The 16,123-nt window shown below is 73.6% G+C and carries 14 protein-coding genes; 7 read left to right on the forward strand and 7 right to left on the reverse strand.

The genetic code is table 11. The annotated features are described in order from the left end of the window. Positions 1-153 precede the first annotated feature (153 nt). Positions 154-924 carry a deoxyribose-phosphate aldolase gene (gene deoC, locus IF30_RS0102640; protein ID WP_078891075.1) on the forward strand — a complete coding sequence of 257 codons (771 nt, stop codon included), beginning with the start codon at positions 154-156 and terminating at the stop codon, positions 922-924. A 97-nt stretch (positions 925-1,021) separates the two neighbouring features. Here the strand turns inward: deoC and IF30_RS0102645 are convergent, their stop codons facing one another. From IF30_RS0102645 to IF30_RS0102655, 3 genes are all read right to left on the reverse strand, one after another. Then, positions 1,022-2,524, reverse strand: a complete 1,503-nt coding sequence (locus IF30_RS0102645; RefSeq protein ID WP_078891076.1) for a GH1 family beta-glucosidase — start codon at positions 2,522-2,524, stop codon at positions 1,022-1,024. A 215-nt stretch (positions 2,525-2,739) separates the two neighbouring features. Further along, a complete protein-coding gene (locus tag IF30_RS0102650) occupies positions 2,740-4,590 on the reverse strand; it encodes a glycoside hydrolase family 6 protein (protein ID WP_051709050.1) in 1,851 nt (616 codons plus the stop codon). Positions 4,591-4,638: 48 nt separating this feature from the next. Continuing rightward, on the reverse strand, positions 4,639-6,180 hold the full coding sequence (locus IF30_RS0102655; RefSeq protein WP_030231316.1) for a cellulose binding domain-containing protein: 1,542 nt from the start codon (positions 6,178-6,180) through the stop codon (positions 4,639-4,641). A 583-nt stretch (positions 6,181-6,763) separates the two neighbouring features. On the opposite strand from IF30_RS0102655, the gene IF30_RS0102665 reads away from it, so the two are divergent. The 3 genes from IF30_RS0102665 to IF30_RS0102675 all read left to right on the forward strand — a co-directional run bounded on the left by IF30_RS0102665 (position 6,764) and on the right by IF30_RS0102675 (position 8,831). Beyond that, complete coding sequence (locus tag IF30_RS0102665) at positions 6,764-7,423, forward strand: lysophospholipid acyltransferase family protein (RefSeq protein WP_037898709.1); 660 nt, start codon at positions 6,764-6,766, stop codon at positions 7,421-7,423. 165 nt (positions 7,424-7,588) lie between these two features. Next, on the forward strand, positions 7,589-8,227 hold the full coding sequence (locus IF30_RS0102670) for an ATP-dependent Clp protease proteolytic subunit (RefSeq protein ID WP_030231320.1): 639 nt from the start codon (positions 7,589-7,591) through the stop codon (positions 8,225-8,227). Position 8,228: 1 nt separating this feature from the next. After that, positions 8,229-8,831 carry a ClpP family protease gene (locus IF30_RS0102675; RefSeq protein WP_030231321.1) on the forward strand — a complete coding sequence of 201 codons (603 nt, stop codon included), beginning with the start codon at positions 8,229-8,231 and terminating at the stop codon, positions 8,829-8,831. Here IF30_RS0102675 and IF30_RS0102680 read toward each other — a convergent pair. Beyond that, on the reverse strand, positions 8,783-9,280 hold the full coding sequence (locus IF30_RS0102680) for a helix-turn-helix domain-containing protein (RefSeq protein WP_078891077.1): 498 nt from the start codon (positions 9,278-9,280) through the stop codon (positions 8,783-8,785). The genes IF30_RS0102675 and IF30_RS0102680 overlap by 49 nt on opposite strands. 216 nt (positions 9,281-9,496) lie before the next feature. Between IF30_RS0102680 and IF30_RS0102685 the strand changes: the two genes are divergently transcribed. Next, positions 9,497-9,757 carry a GlsB/YeaQ/YmgE family stress response membrane protein gene (locus IF30_RS0102685; RefSeq protein WP_030231325.1) on the forward strand — a complete coding sequence of 87 codons (261 nt, stop codon included), beginning with the start codon at positions 9,497-9,499 and terminating at the stop codon, positions 9,755-9,757. 325 nt (positions 9,758-10,082) lie between these two features. On the opposite strand, the gene IF30_RS0102690 is transcribed toward IF30_RS0102685, so the two are convergent. After that, the gene (locus IF30_RS0102690; RefSeq protein ID WP_030231328.1) at positions 10,083-11,585 is read right to left on the reverse strand and encodes an FAD-binding oxidoreductase; all 1,503 of its coding nucleotides are present in this window, start codon (positions 11,583-11,585) and stop codon (positions 10,083-10,085) included. Positions 11,586-12,289: 704 nt separating this feature from the next. Here IF30_RS0102690 and IF30_RS0102695 point away from each other — a divergent pair. Continuing rightward, the gene (locus IF30_RS0102695) at positions 12,290-12,931 is read left to right on the forward strand and encodes a DUF4360 domain-containing protein (RefSeq protein ID WP_030231330.1); all 642 of its coding nucleotides are present in this window, start codon (positions 12,290-12,292) and stop codon (positions 12,929-12,931) included. A 333-nt stretch (positions 12,932-13,264) separates the two neighbouring features. Here the strand turns inward: IF30_RS0102695 and IF30_RS0102700 are convergent, their stop codons facing one another. Both IF30_RS0102700 and IF30_RS0102705 read right to left on the reverse strand, forming a co-directional pair. Beyond that, the gene (locus IF30_RS0102700; RefSeq protein ID WP_234322554.1) at positions 13,265-14,704 is read right to left on the reverse strand and encodes a sensor histidine kinase; all 1,440 of its coding nucleotides are present in this window, start codon (positions 14,702-14,704) and stop codon (positions 13,265-13,267) included. Further along, positions 14,697-15,374, reverse strand: a complete 678-nt coding sequence (locus IF30_RS0102705) for a response regulator transcription factor (protein WP_030231334.1) — start codon at positions 15,372-15,374, stop codon at positions 14,697-14,699. Before IF30_RS0102705 ends, IF30_RS0102700 begins: the two co-directional genes overlap by 8 nt. Positions 15,375-15,514: 140 nt before the next feature. Between IF30_RS0102705 and IF30_RS0102710 the strand changes: the two genes are divergently transcribed. After that, positions 15,515-16,117: a hypothetical protein gene (locus IF30_RS0102710; RefSeq protein WP_030231335.1), complete on the forward strand. Its 603-nt coding sequence runs from the start codon at positions 15,515-15,517 to the stop codon at positions 16,115-16,117. The last annotated feature ends 6 nt before the right edge of the window (positions 16,118-16,123 follow it).

Below are 16,123 nucleotides of genomic sequence, written 5' to 3' on the forward strand. Positions count from 1 at the left end.
ATGCCTCACATTGGCGGGGAGGTGCCCCGCTCTCGGCCGTCCATGGCGTGCCTGTATAGACAGCTAGACAGCGCGGGGCTATCGTCGGAGCCGTCCGCGCTGTCGCACCGGCCCCCGGTGGGACGCGAAACGCCTCACTCCCGGGAGTGGCTCATGGACTCCGCCCACCTCGACACCGACACCGCCCTCCACACCGACACCGGCACCGGCCTCGACACCGACATCGGCACCGGCCTCGACACCGACATCGGCGTCCGGCAGCTCGCCAAGATGATCGACCACTCGCTCCTGCGGCCCGAACTGACCACCACCGAGGTCCTGCTGGGCTGCGAACTCGCCGGGGCGTACGACGTCGCCTCGGTCTGCGTGCGCCCCGCCGACGTCGCCCTGGCGGTCAAGGCGCTCGCCGGCACCGCGGTCGCCGTCGGCACCGTCATCGGCTTCCCGCACGGCGGGTCCACCGCGACGGCCAAGGCGGGCGAAGCCGTCGACGCCCTGGCGGAGGGCGCGACCGAACTCGACATGGTGCTCAACATCGGTCTGCTGCGCAGCGGCGAGGACGACGCGGTCCGGGAGGACATCGCGGCGGTCGTCGATGCCGCGGCGGGTGCCGGCCTGATCAAGGTGATCTTCGAGAACGCCTACCTCGACGACGAGGAGAAGGTCCGCGCCTGCCGCCTCAGTACGCTGGCGGGCGCGGACTTCGTCAAGACCTCGACCGGTTTCGCACCCGGCGGCGCGACCCTGGAGGACGTCCGGCTGATGCGTGCGAACGTCCCGGCGCACATGAGGGTGAAGGCGGCGGGCGGGGTCCGCACGCTCGACCGCATGCTGGAGTTCGTCGCCGCCGGCGCGGAACGGTTCGGGGCGACCGCCACCGCCACCATCCTGGACGACCTGGCCGCCCGTCGCGCCGCCGCCTGATCCCGCGCCCGGCCCGCACCCGCGGCTCCTGGCCCGCACCCGCGGCGCCCGCCCCGCCCGCACCCGCCGCGCCTCACCCGTACCTCAGCCGGACGCCCTACGGGCCGACCGGCGGGCGGAGTTCGCCGGTCCGGGCCACCCGGGCGTACCAGCGGGCGCTGGACTTCGGAGTGCGGGCCTGGGTGGCGAAGTCGACGTGGACCAGGCCGAACCGCTTCGCGTAGCCGTACGCCCACTCGAAGTTGTCCAGCAGGGACCAGGCGAAGTAGCCGCGCAGGTCCGCACCGTCGGCCGCGGCCCGGCGGACGGCCGCGAGGTGGGCGTGGAGGTAGGCGGTGCGTTCCGGGTCGTCGACCGTGCCGTCCTCGCCGACCTCGTCCTCGTAGGACGCGCCGTTCTCGGTGACCATCAGCGGCAGGTCCGGGTGGCGCCGGGCCAGTCCGGTCAGCAGCTGGTGCAGGCCGGTGGGGTCGACGGCCCAGCCCATCGCGGTCCGCTCGCCCGGCGCCGGGTGGAAGCCGACCCGGTCCGCGCCCGGCCAGGGCGAGTCCGTCCCGCCGCCGTGCCCGTCCTCGCGCGCGGGGACGGCGCCCTCGGCGGTCGCGGAGACGACGGTGGGCGTGTAGTAGTTGACGCCCAGCCAGTCCAACGGCTGCTGGATCTCCTTCGGGTCGCCGGCGCGGACGAACGCCCAGTCGGTGAGGTGGGCCGTGTCGGCCAGCAGGTCCTCCGGGTAGGCGCCCTCCAGCATCGGGCCGAGGAACACCCGGTTGCCGACGGCGTCGATGCGGCGCACCGCGTCCCGGTCGGCGGCGGACGGGCTCAGCGGGCGCAGGGCGTGCAGGTTGAGCGAGACCGACAGCTGGGCGGCGGGCACCAGGCCCCGCAGCGCGGTGACGGCCAGGCCGTGGCCGAGGTTGAGGTGGTGGGCGGCGCGCAGGGCCGCCACCGGGTCGGTCCGGCCGGGGGCGTGGACTCCGGAGCCGTAGCCGAGGAAGGCGCTGCACCAGGGTTCGTTGAGGGTGGTCCAGTGGTGGAGCCGGTCGCCGAGTGCCTCGCCCACCAGCGCGGCGTAGTCGGCGAACCGCTCGGCGGTCGTGCGCTCGGGCCAGCCGCCGGCGGACTCCAGCTCCTGCGGCAGGTCCCAGTGGTAGAGCGTGGCGACGGGGGTGATCCCGGCCGTGAGGAGTTCGTCGGTGAGCCGGCGGTAGAAGTCGAGGCCCTGCCGGGCGGCGGGGCCGCGGCCGGTGGGCTGGACGCGCGGCCAGGAGACGGAGAAGCGGTAGGCGGTGAGCCCGAGTTCGGCCATCAACCGGACGTCCTCGCGGAAGCGGTGGTAGTGGTCGACCGCGACCGTGCCGGTGTGGCCCCCGAAGACCTTGCCCGGGGTGTCGCAGAAGGTGTCCCAGATCGAGGCGGTGCGGCCGCCCTCGGCGGCGGCGCCTTCCACCTGGTAGGCGGAGGTGGCCGCGCCCCAGAGGAAGCCGGCCGGGAACCGGGGCGGGGGAGTGGCGCCGGGGAGTGCGGTGGAAGGGGTGGCTGGGCCGGAAGGGCTGGCTGGGGTGGAAGGGCTGGAAGGGGTGACAGGGGGGAGGGGCATGGGCTGCTCCGAGGGGCGAGGGATTCGGTACGTGGCGCTGTGCGGATCCTGACGGCGGTTCGGATCTGGCGGCACCGGGGGTGACACCGCCCACGATGTGCTTGCCCAGCCACGCGAAGGCCCATAGCTGCGAGGGCCGACAGCGGCGGCGCCGTGGTGCCCGCTGACCGTCCGGAAGCCCGCCGGCTTCCGGACGGTCAGCGGAGTCCGCTGCGCTACAGCGCCGGGTAGGCGTTCTTCAGCAGCTCCTGGAACTGGGCGGAGAACCACTCCCCGGCCAGCGGTGCGTCCGGCAGCGCACCGGACATGTTGTTGTTGTTCCGCGGGTTGCCGGTGTACGTCGGGTCGCACATCCGGTCGAAGCCCTTGCCGTCGTTGTTCGGGATCACCTTGCTGGCCCCGTCCGACTCACCCGGCGGCTTCATCCAGACGTACGCGTCGATGCCCGGCGCCGGGGCGGCCTGCGGCCGTTCGCCGAGGCCCGCGCCGGCCTGGTTGCACCAGTTGCCGGTCTGGAACCGCCGGTCGTAGCGCCCGCCGTCCACGTACGCGTCGACGCTGGTCTTCGGCCCGGGCCCGGCGGGTCGGGCGGCGCCGCCCCAGCCGTTGCGGGAGGTGTCGATCAGCATGCCGAGGTTGGGGTCGAAGCCCAGGGCGACGAGCTTGGCCCGCATCGCCTGCGCGTAGGAGAGCTCGTCGACGTAGCGGTTCCAGTCCACCCACTTCGACTGGCGGACGGAGGTGCCGTTGACGCTGTCGTCGATGGTGAAGTTGTTCTCCTTGAGCGCGCTGTAGTTGGCGGTGTTGACGATGAAGCCGTGCACGTTGGAGAGGGTGGAGCCCTCGGCGGTCGCCGCCTGCTTGAACAGGTCGGCGGAGGCGCCCATGTTGTCGTCCCAGCCGAGCCAGCCGTGGTGGCCGGCGTCGACGTAGTTGTACACGTTGGGGACGGCGCCCAGCTTCTTCAGCGCGTAGCCGACGCCCTTGATGTAGTTGCCGTTGGCCTTCATCACGTCGCAGGCGGGGGTCGCCGTGACGCGCGGCGTGGTGTTGGTGGCCAGGTTCGGCAGCGAGTCGATCTCGACGGCCGTGACGATCCGCAGCCCCGCGTACTTCGGGTCCGCCAGGATCGCCGCGATCGGGTCGATGAACTCCGTCTTGTACCGGTCGATCTCCGTCGGGCCGAGTTCGCCGTTGGAGGCGAGCGCGGAGCAGTCCCGGCCGGGCAGGTCGTAGATCACCAGCTGGACGACGAGCTCGCCGCCGCCCTTCTGCCGCAGCGCCTCGTCGAGGTGGGCGCGCAGGCCCATCTTGCCGTTGGCGCCGGCGATGGCGGCGATCCGGTCCACCCAGATGCCGGTCGGCTGGCTGGAGACCTTGGAGCCGCCGGGCTCGGCGGCGGCGTGCGCCGACCACTCGGGGTTCACGTAGACCTTCGCGCCGGCGTACGGGTTGTCGACGCGGGTGCCGGGCGGGGTGCCGGTCGGGGTGCCCGTGGGCGTGCTCGTGGGCGTGCCGGTCGGGGTGCTCGTCGGCGTGCCCGTGGGTGTGGGAGTCGGGGTGGGGGTGGCCGTGGGGCTGGGCGTCGTGGTGCCTCCGTTGCACAGCACGCCGTTGAGCTTGAAGGTGGTGGGCACGGGGTTGGCGCCGCTGTAGGAGGCGTTGAAGCCGAAGGAGGTGGAACCGCCGGTCGCCAGAGTGCCGTTGTAGGAGACGTTCTGGGCGGTGACGGCGGCCCCGGACTGGGTGATGGTCGCGTTCCAGCCCTGGGTCACCTGCTGGTTGCCGCCGTAGCTCCACTCCAGGGTCCAGGCGCTCAGCGGGTCACCGGTGTTGGTGACGGTGACGTTGGCGCCGAAGCCGGTGTCCCACTGGTTGGAGACCTGGTAGGAGACCTGGCAGCCGGCCGTGGCGGCGCCTGCCGAGGTGGACAGCACGGTGGCGCTGGCGCCGGTCGCGGCGAGCAGGCCGAGGGCGGTGAACAGGGCGGTCCGGTTGTTGCGCAGCCGGTTGACGCCGGGGCGGGCGGGGCGCTCGGGGCGCTCGGGGTGGGCGGTGCGGCTCATGGTGTGGGGGTCCCTTTCGGTGTGCGTCGGGGTGCGTTCGGCGGTCGTTCAGCGGGTGGTCAGGGCACGCAGGTGGTCTCGGAGCCCGATGCCGAACGCGGTGGGGGTGCCGTCGTAACTGCTGATCAGGGCAGGACCGGAGGAGCAGTCCCAGGTGTTCCAGGTCCAGCCCAGGTAGGAGAGCCCGCGGTCGTCGGACCACTTCATGACGCGGTCGACGAACGCGTGCCCGCAGGTGTTCTCGCCGATCTCGCCCGCCACGAGCGGGACGCGGGCGGCGACCGGGTCCAGGGTGGAGGTCCAGCAGGCTTCGCTGGCACATGAGTTGAAGTTGTAGACGTGCCAGGCGGCGGCCAGATCGCCGGTCGGGTCCGAAGGGGCGTGGGCGAGCCAGCCGCTCAGGTCGTTCGAGTAGGCGATCCCGGCGACGAGGGCGACGTTGCGCGAACCGGTGGCCCGGACGGCGTCCAGGAGGTCCTGCATGCCGGCCACCTGGTAGCCGATGCCCGGGCAGGTGCCGCCGTCGCGCCAGCACGCCCAGGCCTGCTCGGTGGTGGCGGTTGCCCGGTCCGGGTAGGGCTCGTTGAACAGGTCGAAGACCACCCGGCGGTCGTCCTTGAAGGTGTTCGCCACCGAGGTCCAGAAGGCCGGGGCGTAGCGGGCGTCCGGCATCGGCTTCTGGCAGGTGGCGTGCTCGTCCGGGCAGCCCGCCGAGTTGCCGGTGTACTGGCCGTACGTCCAGTGGAGCTCGACCACGGGGGTCATCCCGTGCGCGAGGACGCGGGCCACCAGCTCCTTGACGGCGCTGATGTACGCGGGGCCCCGGTACTCGGGCCGGATGTTGTCCAGGCCGAGCCAGCACTCCTCGTTGAGCGTGATCCGGACGGTGTTGGCCTTCCAGTCCGCGATGGCCTGGACGGCGGCGTCGTCGACCGGGCCGTCGAAGATGCCGTGGCCCTGGACGCACAGGTACTCGCCGCCGGAGCGGTTGACGCCGAGCAGGCGGCGGGTGGCGCCGCTCGGGTCGGTGAGCCGGTTGCCGCTGACGCTCAGTTCGGGCGCGCCCGGGGTCGGGGTGGCGGTGGGCGTGGCCGTGGGTGTGGGTGTTGGTGTGGCTGTGGGCGTGGGTGTGGCCGTCGGGGTGGGGGCCGAACCGTCCGAGCAGGGAAGCCCGTTGAGGGTGAAGCCGGTCGGCGGGGGGTTGCCGCCGGACCAGGAGGCGAGGAGCCCGAGGGTGACGCTCGCGCCCGTCCCGAGTGAACCGTTCCAACTCTCGTTCGCGGCAGTGACCTTGCTGCCGGACTGGGTCCAGGTGGCGCCCCAGCCCTGAGCGAGGTGCTGATCGCCGGTGAAGTCGAAGCCGAGGCTCCAACCATTGGCAGGCGCACCGTTGTTGGTGACGACGAGGGAGGCCTGGAAGCCGTCGGCCCACTGGTTGACCGTGGAGTAGGCCACGGAACAGCCGAGCGGGGCCGCGGCACCGGAGCCCGTACCTGCCGCGGCGGACACGGCGGACACGGCGGACACCGCGCTCACCAGGGTGAGGGCCGTTCCGCACAGCAGTACTGCCGCACGAGGAGGGTGACGCATGAGCGACTCCTTGCAGCGAGGACGCGCCGCTTCGGCGCGTCGACTGACGGAATCGCTCCCACTGGTGGCCACTGACCGTAGCGCCAACTACCGCCAAGGAAAAGAGGAGTTGCCGGGTTTTGTCGGCGGATGCGTTCGAGTGTTCACGCCTCTTGACCGGCACGCGGCAATCCCTCACAGTGGGAGCGCTCCCACTGGTTCGGGCGCTGTTCTTGCACGCCCCGCAGGGCTCGGGCCCGGCGGTGGTTCACCCCCTGGGCTGTCAGGTGCTCAGGGCCGCACCGACGATCCTTCCTTCCAGGCCCCCAGCGGCTTGCTCGACATCGCTGGTGGTGAAGTGCGCACGGTGGAGCACGACCGGTTCGCCGACCTCGATGCCCCGCCGACCTCGGTGCCCCGCCGAGTACGGCGACGTCGTCGTGGCGGACGACGCCGTACCCGACGACGCCCTACCCGACCCGGTCTGAGTACGGCTACTCAGGCGGTCGGCGGTGGTGCTCCGCGAGGATGGCCGTACCACTTCGCCGAAGGCCGCCAAGGCCCCCACGGCCGTCACGGCCGCCAAGGCCACGAAGGAACAGCCATGCTCAGCCGGATCGCCAGTGCTCTGGTCCCCGTCCTCGGTCGTCTCTCCGTCAGCTGCGAGGTGGCCGGCCCGGTCGCCCCGGGCAGCATCGTCGCGGCCAACCACAGCTCGCTCGCCGACCCCGGCGTGGTGCTGGCCGCGCTGCGCCGACTCGGCACCGAACCGGTGGTGATGGCGACCGCCGGACTGTGGCGGGTGCCCGTGCTCGGCGGCGTGCTGCGGGCCGGCGGCCACATCCCGGTGCACCGCGGGACGGACCGGGCCGCCGCGGCTCTCGACTCGGCCGCGAAGGCGCTCGCCGCGGGCCGGGTCGTGCTGATCTACGGCGAGGGCGGCCTGCCGAAGCGCCGGGACTCCCGGGACGCGGAACCCGGCGCCTTCCGCACCGGCGTGGCGCGGCTCGCGGCGGCGAGCGGCGCACCGGTGGTGCCGCTCGGCCAGTGCGGTGCCCGCCGCCTCAGCTCGGGCGGCACCGTCAAACAGCTCGCCGGCTTCGCGACGGCCCCGCTGCGACGCCCCGCCCTGTACGTCCACCTCGGCGCCCCGCTCCACCTGGTGGACGACATCACCGAGGCAACGGCCACCGCTCAGCGCGCCGTCACCGCGGCGTGGCGCACCGCGGAGCAGCGACGGTGCCAGGGAGAGCGACGGGAGTGAGGCGAGGTCGAGCCGGTCGAGCGGGCCGGCCCGCTCGACGCGGACCGGCGTGCTTCCGCCCGCTCTGCCCGTGGCGAATCTGCGGCGGGCAGAGGGACCACGGTCGAGGACTCCCCGGGGGCAAGAGTGGAGTCGACGGCTTCCCCACCTCGACAAGGAGTCCCGATGGCCCCGCTCACCGCCCTGCCGCCCCGTGCGGGCGAGGGCGACACCCCGCCCAGCCCCTTCGACGACCACCTCGCCGCACAGCTGCTCGCCCAGCGCATCGTCCTCCTCGGCACCCAGGTCGACGACGTTTCGGCCAACCGGGTGTGCGCGCAACTGCTGCTGCTGTCGGCGGAGGACCCGCGCACCGACATCTGCCTGTACATCAACAGCCCGGGCGGGTCCGTCACCGCGGGCCTCGCCGTCTACGACACCATGCGGCTCATCCCGAACGACGTCTCGACGCTGGCGATGGGGTTCGCCGCCAGCATGGGGCAGTTCCTGCTCACCGTGGGGGCACCCGGCAAGCGGTTCGCGCTGCCGAACGCGCGGATCATGATGCACCAGCCCTCGGCGGGCATCGGCGGCACGGCCGCGGACATCGAGATCCAGGCGGAGAACCTCCAGTTCACCAAGAAGGCCATCGAGCGGATCACCGCCGAGCACACCGGGCAGAGCGAGGAGGCGATCGCGCGGGACGGCGACCGGGACCGCTGGTTCACGGCCGAACAGGCCCGGGAGTACGGAATCGTGGACCGGGTGGTGGAGTCGGTCGCCGACATCCGCCCGGCCGCGTCGCGTCGACGGATGGGGCTGTGACATGGGCTCGTACACGGTTCCGTACGTCATCGAGCGGACGGCGAAGGGCGAGCGCTCCTACGACGTCTTCAGCCGGCTGCTGAACGAGCGGATCATCTTCCTCGGCACCGAGATCGACGACGGGGTCGCCAACGTCGTCATCGCGCAACTCCTGCACCTGGAGTCGGAGAACCCGGACCGCGAGATCTCGATCTACCTCAACTCGCCCGGCGGATCGTTCACTTCGCTGATGGCGATCTACGACACGATGACCTTCGTCCAGGCACCGGTATCCACGTTCTGCGTCGGACAGGCGGCGTCGACGGCGGCGGTGCTGCTGGCCGGCGGAGATCCCGGACGGCGGTTCGTGCTCCAGCACGCGCGGGTGCTGCTCGGCCAGCCCGCCAGCGGCGGCCGGCAGGGGACGGTCTCCGACCTCAGCCTCGCGGCCAAGGAGATGGTCCGCATCCGCTCGCAGGTGGAGGACGTCCTGTCCCGGCACACCGGGCACGACGTGGCGACGCTGCGCGCCGACATGGACCGGGACAAGGTGCTCAGCGCCGAGGAGGCCGTCTCCTACGGGATCGCCGACCAGGTGCTGAGCCGACGGCACGCGTTCGCCTGACCGGCCCGCCCGGGGCCCGGGGCCGGGGCCGAAAGCCGGAGAGCCGGTCGGTACGGCGGGCGGCCCCGCCGTACCGACCGGCTTCGGGCGTACTCGGCAAGTTCGTCCTGGGCGAGCGAGAGCACGTCGGAGAGCCCGAGCCCGAGGGCCCGGGCGGCGGCCGCGAGCACCTCGGAGGAGGCCTCCTTGCGTCCGCGCTCCAGCTCCGACAGGTACGGCATCGAGATCCGGGCCTCCTCCGCGACGTCCTTCAACGTGCGCTCCTGGGCGAGGCGTTCGCGCCGCAGCACATCGCCGACGAGGTCGCGCCACAGGGGCTCCCTCGGCGCGGGCGCCGGCGGGGCTGCCGCCGGCCGCTGCCGGGTGCGGTCCGCCCCACCGGAGGCGGTAGGCGAGGCCTGGGGGCGCAGGGGGATGACGCGGGCTTCGTTCGGCGCATGAGTGCTCACCCCTTCAGCCTAGGCATCGGGGGCGCCGGCGGAAGGGAGCGGCGTTCTGCCCTGGGTGAAGCGGCGGCCCGTGAATCCGAGCGTGGAGCCGGGCCGTGGAGCCGGGCCGTGAAGCCGGCCGTGAAGTCCGGCCGTGGAGCCCGGGCATGAAAGCCGTGGGCGGGGGCACACGGTGGGCGTCCCAGTCAGACCGGAACCGAATGAGGGGAGAAGGCTGTGACGATTCTCTGGGCCCTGGTCGCAGGGTTGGTGGTAGGCCTGTTGGCGAAGCTCGTGCTGCCGGGCCGTCAGCCCGTTCCGCTGTGGCTGACCGTCATCGTCGGCATTGTCGGTGCGGTGCTCGGCAATGCCGCGGCGTCCTACTTCGGAGTGCGGCACACCGGTGGCATCGACTGGATCCGGCATGTGCTGCAGGTCGGCGTGGCAGCGGTGCTGATCGCACTGGTGTCGCCCGTCTACGCCAGTCGGCGGCACTGACCACCGACTCGAAGCCCAAGCCTCGACGGGCAGCTACCGCCGGGTGTGTCACCGTGGTCCGGGCCACTGCCCGGACCGCGGTGACACACCCGGCGGACTGGTTCGGCGGGCGGCTTCAGGTCCTCAAGTCCTCGGTCACCAAGCCCGGCGGGGCGCCTGCGGTGAGGAAGGCAGGACGCCTGGTGGCGCTTCGTCAGGCGGTGCCATGGGCCTGCCCGCTGTCCTTCGCCCCCTGTCCTCCGCCCGCTGCCCGGGGGCGGATCTCCCGGCGCTGTGACCAGAGCAGCGATCCGATGGTCAGTCACAGGAGCCGTCGGGCCGGACCCTAGGCGGCCGTCACGGACTGGGGGAAGGCGAAGACGCCGTCCGGGTCGTAGTGGCGGGCGGCGTCCTTCAGCCGGGGCAGGTTCCCGCCGTAGTAGGCGGTGCCCCAGTCCGGCAGCGTGCCGTCGATGTAGTTGACGTACGCGCCGTGGGCGCCGAGCCCGGCCAGGCCGTCACGGATCGTGTCGACGGTGGTGCGCACCCGGTCCTCGCTCAGCGCCGTGGCGGCGGCGTACACCTGGGCGCTGGCGAGCGAGTCGCGGTGCGGGAAGGCGGTGGCGCCGGGGGCGAGGTCGCCGACGGCGCCGCCGAGGGAGTCGAGCAGCAGGTCGACGCCGGAGCGGCCGGCCATCAGCTCCGTGACCTTCGCCGGGTCCAGGGGCGCCGGGCCCAGCATCCGGGAGACCGCGACGAAGCCGGCCCGCGGCAGGACGCCGCCCTCCCAGGTGGGGTGGCACTGGGCGATGGTGTCGTTGGAGCAGCCCGCCATGAACTTCATGGCGCCCAGGTAGTCCTCGGGGGCGACGGTGCGCGAGCTCGGTGTGGTGCCGGCCGCCCTGACCAGATCGTCCAGAAGGACGCCAACGCCGTTGGGATCGCCCACGTAGCAGCCGACGATCCGACAGCTGGGCGGGGCTCCACCCGAGATCTGGCAGCTGGCCCAGAGTTCGAACGGGGCTCCGGCCACCCAGTGCTGCCAGGCCCCGAGCACCTCGGTGACCGAGCCGGCGGGGAATCCGAGCACGAAGACGGTCAGGCCGGGTGCGGGGGCGGTGGTGAACCCGAACCGGGTGACCACGCCGAAGTTGCCGCCACCGCCGCCGCGCAGCGCCCAGTACAGCTCGGGCTCGTCGGCGGGCGAGGCGGTGAGCAGGCGTGAGTCGGCGGTGACGACCTCGGCGGTGGCCAGCCGGTCGCAGGTGAGCCCGTACTTGCGGGTCAGCACGCCGATGCCGCCGCCGAGGGCCAGGCCGCTGACGCCGACGGTCGGGCAGCTGCCGCCGGGGAGCAGCCGGCCCGCCTGCGCGAGCGCCGCGTACACCTCGATCAGGCGGGCACCGGCGCCGACCTCGGCGGTGCCGTCGGCCCGCACCCGGACGTCGGCCATCCCGCGCAGGTCGATCACCAGGCCCTGGGCGGGGATGCCGTAGCCCAGATAGCCGTGGCCGCCGCTGCGGGCGGCGATCGGGATGCCGTGTCCGCGCGCCACGTCCAGGCAGGCCCGCACGTCGTCGGCCGACACGCACTGCGCCACGGCGGCCGGGAGCCGGCTGTCGTTCAGCTTGTTGTAGCCGAGGCGGGCAGTCCCGTAGCCGGGGTCGGAGGGGCGCACCAGCCGGGTTCCCAGGCGGGCCCGCAGCGTTCGCCAGTCCGGCGGCGCGGCCGCCCAGCCACGGGCGCGTGCCGGGAAGGCGGTCAGCGCGTGGGCCGGGTTGCCGCGGGCGGCGACGAGGGTGGCGGCGGCGCCGAGCGTGGTGAGGAAGCGACGTCGGTCGACGGTCATGGAGTGCCCTTCTCCGGGGCGGCGGGCGCACGGGGGTGCTGTCCAGCCGATCGTCACGCGGGCGCGCCGCGGGCGCCACGCGGCCGTGCGGCTTGCGGGGCTGGGGCTGCGGGGCCGTGCGGCTTGCGGGGCGGCGGGGCTGCGCGGGGAAGTGGCCCGGACGGGCAGCGGCTGGGGGCGAACCGAATCAGGGCGAGAAGATCGACCGCCCGAGGTAGCGCTCGGTAGAGATGACATGTACGCTGCGTATCGCTGGTTGAACAGGATACGGGCCCGGCCGCTGCTCCGTGGGGGGAGTCGCGCCCAGGCCCGGTGGCCGGTTGGGGCCCGGTTGAACTCGTGGGGGAGTTTCAGCCGGGCCCGTCGCCGAATGGTGAGGATATGCCCGCCCGAACGCCTCCCCAGACCTGACAATCGTCCAGTGGGCGAGCGGTTTCGGACGCGTCCGTCCAGGGAGGGCTCGATCGGGGCGGTGTGACGACACCGGCGCCGCGATCGCCGCGGATCTCCCATCCGCCCGTCGCCGGGCGGTCAACTCACCTTGCTGGGAGCAGAGTTCATTCGCGTGGCCAGGGTGGTCGGATTGCCGGGAATCCCGGCGTCGCCCGTCTGGGCATCACCTCGGGACTGTGCTGACATGTCTATGTCAAGTCGGGAGCCGGGGCTCCGGCTCCCGACTCCGCGCACCATCGAAGGGGAAGCCCATGCTGCTCCGCGCCCTGGCCGCCGCGACCGCCGTCGCCGCATCGCTGTCCGGCCCGTCGGCCTTCGGCGGCGACTCGCTCCCGACCCCGCCCGACCGGATCGTCATCGACGTCGCGACGGTGAACGGCTCCGGCTGTCCCGCCGGAACGGCAGCCGTGGCCGTCTCCCCGGACAACACCGCCTTCACCGTCACCTACAGCGACTACCTCGCCCAGGTGGGGGTGGGATCGAAACCGACCGACTTCCGGAAGAACTGCCAGCTCAACCTGCGGGTGCACGTCCCCCAGGGCTTCACCTACGCGATCGCCTCGGCCGACTACCGCGGCTTCGCCCACCTGGAGAAGGGGTCGACCGGTACCCAGCGGGCGAGCTACTACTTCCAGGGCCAGTCCGACACGGCCTCCAAGAGCCATCGGTTCGACGGCCCGAGGGACGACAACTGGCAGGCGACCGACACCGTCGACGTCGCGGCCCTGGTCTTCGCGCCCTGCGGCGAGGAACGGAACTTCAACATCAACACCGAGCTGCGGGTCGCCGCCGGCAGTTCGGACCCGAGCCGCACCACCAGCTTCATGACCATGGACTCGACGGACGGCGACATCAACACCGTCTACCACCTCGCCTGGAAGCAGTGCCCCTGACCCCCGGGCCCTGCCTCGATCCGGCGGTGGCCGCCGGCCACCGCCGCGTTCTCCCCTCCCGCCGGTGATCCCCCCGCCGGCCGGGGTGCCGGTCCGGCGCCCCGGCACCGCCGCCATCCCGGCACCGTGCGACCCCGGCACCGCCGCCGCCCTGACCGGTGGGCCACGGGCCACCCGGCCTCCGTCCGGCTGCCCCCGGAGCGCGCCGGCCGCGCAGGCCGTCACCCCCGGCACGGCGATGCGGATCCCCGGCCCGGGTGATCCCGGCCCTGGTGACCCGGCCCTGGTGGCGGCGTTCGCCGGGGACGGGCGCACGGTCGGCCGCCGGGCCGCTCACCCGCCGCCGGGCAGGCGGGTGCGGAAGGTGGTGCCGTCGGGGGTGTCCTCGACGGTGAGGGTGCCGCCGTGGATGGTGGCGATGTCGCGGGCGATGGGCAGGCCGAGGCCGGTGCCGCCGTCGTCACGGCTGCGGGCGTCGTCGAGGCGGGTGAACCGTTCGAAGATCCGCTCGCGATCGGCAGGGGGGACGGGCGGGCCGTCGTTCGCGATGTCGAGGACGGTCTCGCCGGTGGCGCGGTCGGTGGACAGCCGAACGGTGACGCGGCTTCTGGCGTGGCGCCGGGCGTTGTCGAGGAGGTTGGTCAGGAGCCGCCCGAACCACAGCGGGTTGCCGGTGGCGGTGACCCCCTCCGCCGCGTGGAGCTCCAGCGTCGGGGGCGCGGGTCGGCCGGCGTCGACGGCGGTCCGGACGAGTGCGGTGAAGTCCACTGGTTCGCCGGACTGTTGATGGCCGGTCGTGTCGAGCCGGGCGAGCAGCAGCAGGTCGGTGGTGAGTGCCTGGAGGCGTTCGGTGTCCTCCAGCGCCCCGGCCACCAGCTCGGTGCCGACTTCGGGGTCGGGGTGGGACAGGGCGACTTCGAGCTGGGTGCGCAGGACGGCGAGGGGGCTGCGCAGTTCGTGGGAGGCGTCGGCGATGAAGCGGCGCTGGCGGGCGCCGGCGGCTTCGAGGCGGTCGAGCATGGCGTTCATGGTGTGGGCGAGGCGGGCGATCTCGTCGTCGCTGCGCGGCTCGGGGACACGGCGGTCGAGTTCGCGGTCCCCGATGGCGGCGACTTCGGCGCGGATGGCTTCGACGGGCCGCAGGGCGCGGCCGGTGGCGCGCCAGGTGAGGGCGCCGACGGTGAGCAGCAGGAGGGCGCTGAGTGCGGCGAGGGCGGCGGTGGTGAGGTCCTCCGCGGTGTCGGCGGTGCGCAGGGAGGCGCCGACGTGGATGGTGACGGGCCCGCTCGGGGTGTCGGCGGTCAGGGTGGTGACGCGTTGGTGGTGTTCGTCGCCGAGGGGGCCGAGGTCGTAGGTGTGGTGGCCGTTCCGGGCGGGGGTGAGGGCGGGGTGTCCGGTGAGGTTCTGGCTGGCGGCGACGACCTTGCCGGTGGCGTCGCTGACCTGGATGTAGTCGGTGCCGTGGTCCAGGGGCAGCTGTGGGGGCAGGCGGCCGTCGGCGGCGAGTCGGGCGACGACCTGGGCCTGCTCGCGGGCGCCCGCCTCCACGGTGCGTTCCAGGTTGGCGTGCAGCAGGAGGACCACGGCAGCGGAGGCGGCGGCGAGGACGACGGCGACGCTGGCGCAGGCGGCGAGGGTGGTGCGGGCGCGGACGGAGCGCGGCGTCAGCCGGGCGGCGAGGCCGCTGCGGGCGGTGAGCCCGCGACGGCCGCCGACGGCGGTGCCGGGGCGGTGGGCGGTGGGGGCCGGGCCGGCTGCCGTCGGGTCAGCCACCGTCGGCCGCCAGCCGGTAGCCGGCGCCGCGGACGGTCTGCACCGCGGCCCGCCCGTACGGGGTGTCGATCTTGCGGCGCAGGGCGCTGATGTGGACCTCGACGGTGTTCGGGTCGCTGTCGGGGCCGCTGTCCCAGACCTGTTCGAGGATCTCGCGCTTGGAGACGGCCTCGCCGGCCCGGCGGGCGAGGTGGTCGAGGACGGCGAACTCGCGCGGGGTGAGCGCGACGGCGGTGCCCGCGCGGGTGCAGGTGCGGGCGGCGGAGTCGACGACGAGGTCGCCGAGGACGGTGCGCCGCGGCGCGCGGCTGCCGATGCGGCGGGCGAGGGCCCTGAGGCGGGCGACGAGGACGACGAAGGAGAAGGGCTTGGACAGGTAGTCGTCGGCGCCGGTGTCCAGCGCCTCGGCCTCGTCCCACTCGCCGTCCTTGGCGGTGAGCATGAGGATGCCGGCGTCGCTGCCGGCGGCGCGCAGGCGGGCGCAGACCCGGTAGCCGTTGAGGCCGGGGAGCATGATGTCCAGCACGATCACGTCGTAGGCGTGGTCCATGGCGCGGGCGAGGCCGGTGTGGCCGTCGTGGGCGAGGTCGACGGTGAACCCCTCGGCGGTGAGCCCGTGCTGCAGCGCCAGCGCCAGGCGGCGTTCGTCCTCGACAACCAGTACACGCATCCCTCCAGGGTGGCAGGTCCGCCGGCCGGGGGACGGAAGGGGTCTGGGGTCTTCAGCTGATCTTCAGCATCGTCTCGCCATGCTGGCCTCGCCGTCCGGGCGCTGGGCCCGGACCGGGCCACACGATTGGGGTGGGTTCAGTGGACGAGTCCATGGCGGGCGCGGAGCCGCAGGAGCCGCAGGCAGCGCACGGACTGCCGGTGGGCGTGGCGGAGGCGGCCGGGAGTCCCGGTCCGGGAGGCGGTGGGCGGGCGCGCGGCGGGCTGCGGTGGCTGCGCGGCCGTCCGGTGCGCTGGGTGGCCGCCGGTGCGGCGGCCGTCGTGGTGGTCGGCGGGGCGGCCGCGGTGGCGCTCCACCACGAGGGCGAGGGGCACCGCGGGCGTGCGGCGGCTGCCGAGGACGACCGGGGGAGCCACGGCGGCCGTGACGACCAGCGGTCCCATGACGGCGGCCGTTCCCACGGCGGCGGCCAGGACCGCGCGGGTCGCGAGGCCGGACCGTGGAAGGGCGGTGCGGTGCAGGCCGCGCCGGCGCCGCTGCCGTCCGTGGACGCGGCGGAGGCGGTGGTCAAGGCGTCCTCCGGCGTGCCGGGCGGCAAGGTCGAGTCGCTGCGGGCGGTCGCCGAGCAGGGCGGCGGCCGGGCCTGGCAGGCCGTGGTGGTCGGGCCCGACGGGGTCCGGCACCTGGTGACCGTCGACGGTGCGAACGACACGGTCACCGGCAACACGGTCCTGGGCCGCTGAACCATC

Source organism: Streptomyces sp. NRRL S-350, assembly GCF_000719705.1.
GTDB lineage: Bacteria > Actinomycetota > Actinomycetes > Streptomycetales > Streptomycetaceae > Kitasatospora.

What these genes read in the sequence shown, in the direction of transcription:
- IF30_RS0102675 (WP_030231321.1), top strand. Translation starts at nt 8,229, where the DNA reads ATGGGCTCGTACACGGTTCCGTACGTCATCGAGCGGACGGCGAAGGGC.
- IF30_RS0102705 (WP_030231334.1), bottom strand. Translation starts at nt 15,374, where the DNA reads ATGCGTGTACTGGTTGTCGAGGACGAACGCCGCCTGGCGCTGGCGCTG.
- IF30_RS0102690 (WP_030231328.1), bottom strand. Translation starts at nt 11,585, where the DNA reads ATGACCGTCGACCGACGTCGCTTCCTCACCACGCTCGGCGCCGCCGCC.
- deoC (WP_078891075.1), top strand. Translation starts at nt 154, where the DNA reads ATGGACTCCGCCCACCTCGACACCGACACCGCCCTCCACACCGACACC.
- IF30_RS0102645 (WP_078891076.1), bottom strand. Translation starts at nt 2,524, where the DNA reads ATGCCCCTCCCCCCTGTCACCCCTTCCAGCCCTTCCACCCCAGCCAGC.
- IF30_RS0102650 (WP_051709050.1), bottom strand. Translation starts at nt 4,590, where the DNA reads ATGAGCCGCACCGCCCACCCCGAGCGCCCCGAGCGCCCCGCCCGCCCC.
- IF30_RS0102695 (WP_030231330.1), top strand. Translation starts at nt 12,290, where the DNA reads ATGCTGCTCCGCGCCCTGGCCGCCGCGACCGCCGTCGCCGCATCGCTG.
- IF30_RS0102670 (WP_030231320.1), top strand. Translation starts at nt 7,589, where the DNA reads ATGGCCCCGCTCACCGCCCTGCCGCCCCGTGCGGGCGAGGGCGACACC.
- IF30_RS0102655 (WP_030231316.1), bottom strand. Translation starts at nt 6,180, where the DNA reads ATGCGTCACCCTCCTCGTGCGGCAGTACTGCTGTGCGGAACGGCCCTC.
- IF30_RS0102665 (WP_037898709.1), top strand. Translation starts at nt 6,764, where the DNA reads ATGCTCAGCCGGATCGCCAGTGCTCTGGTCCCCGTCCTCGGTCGTCTC.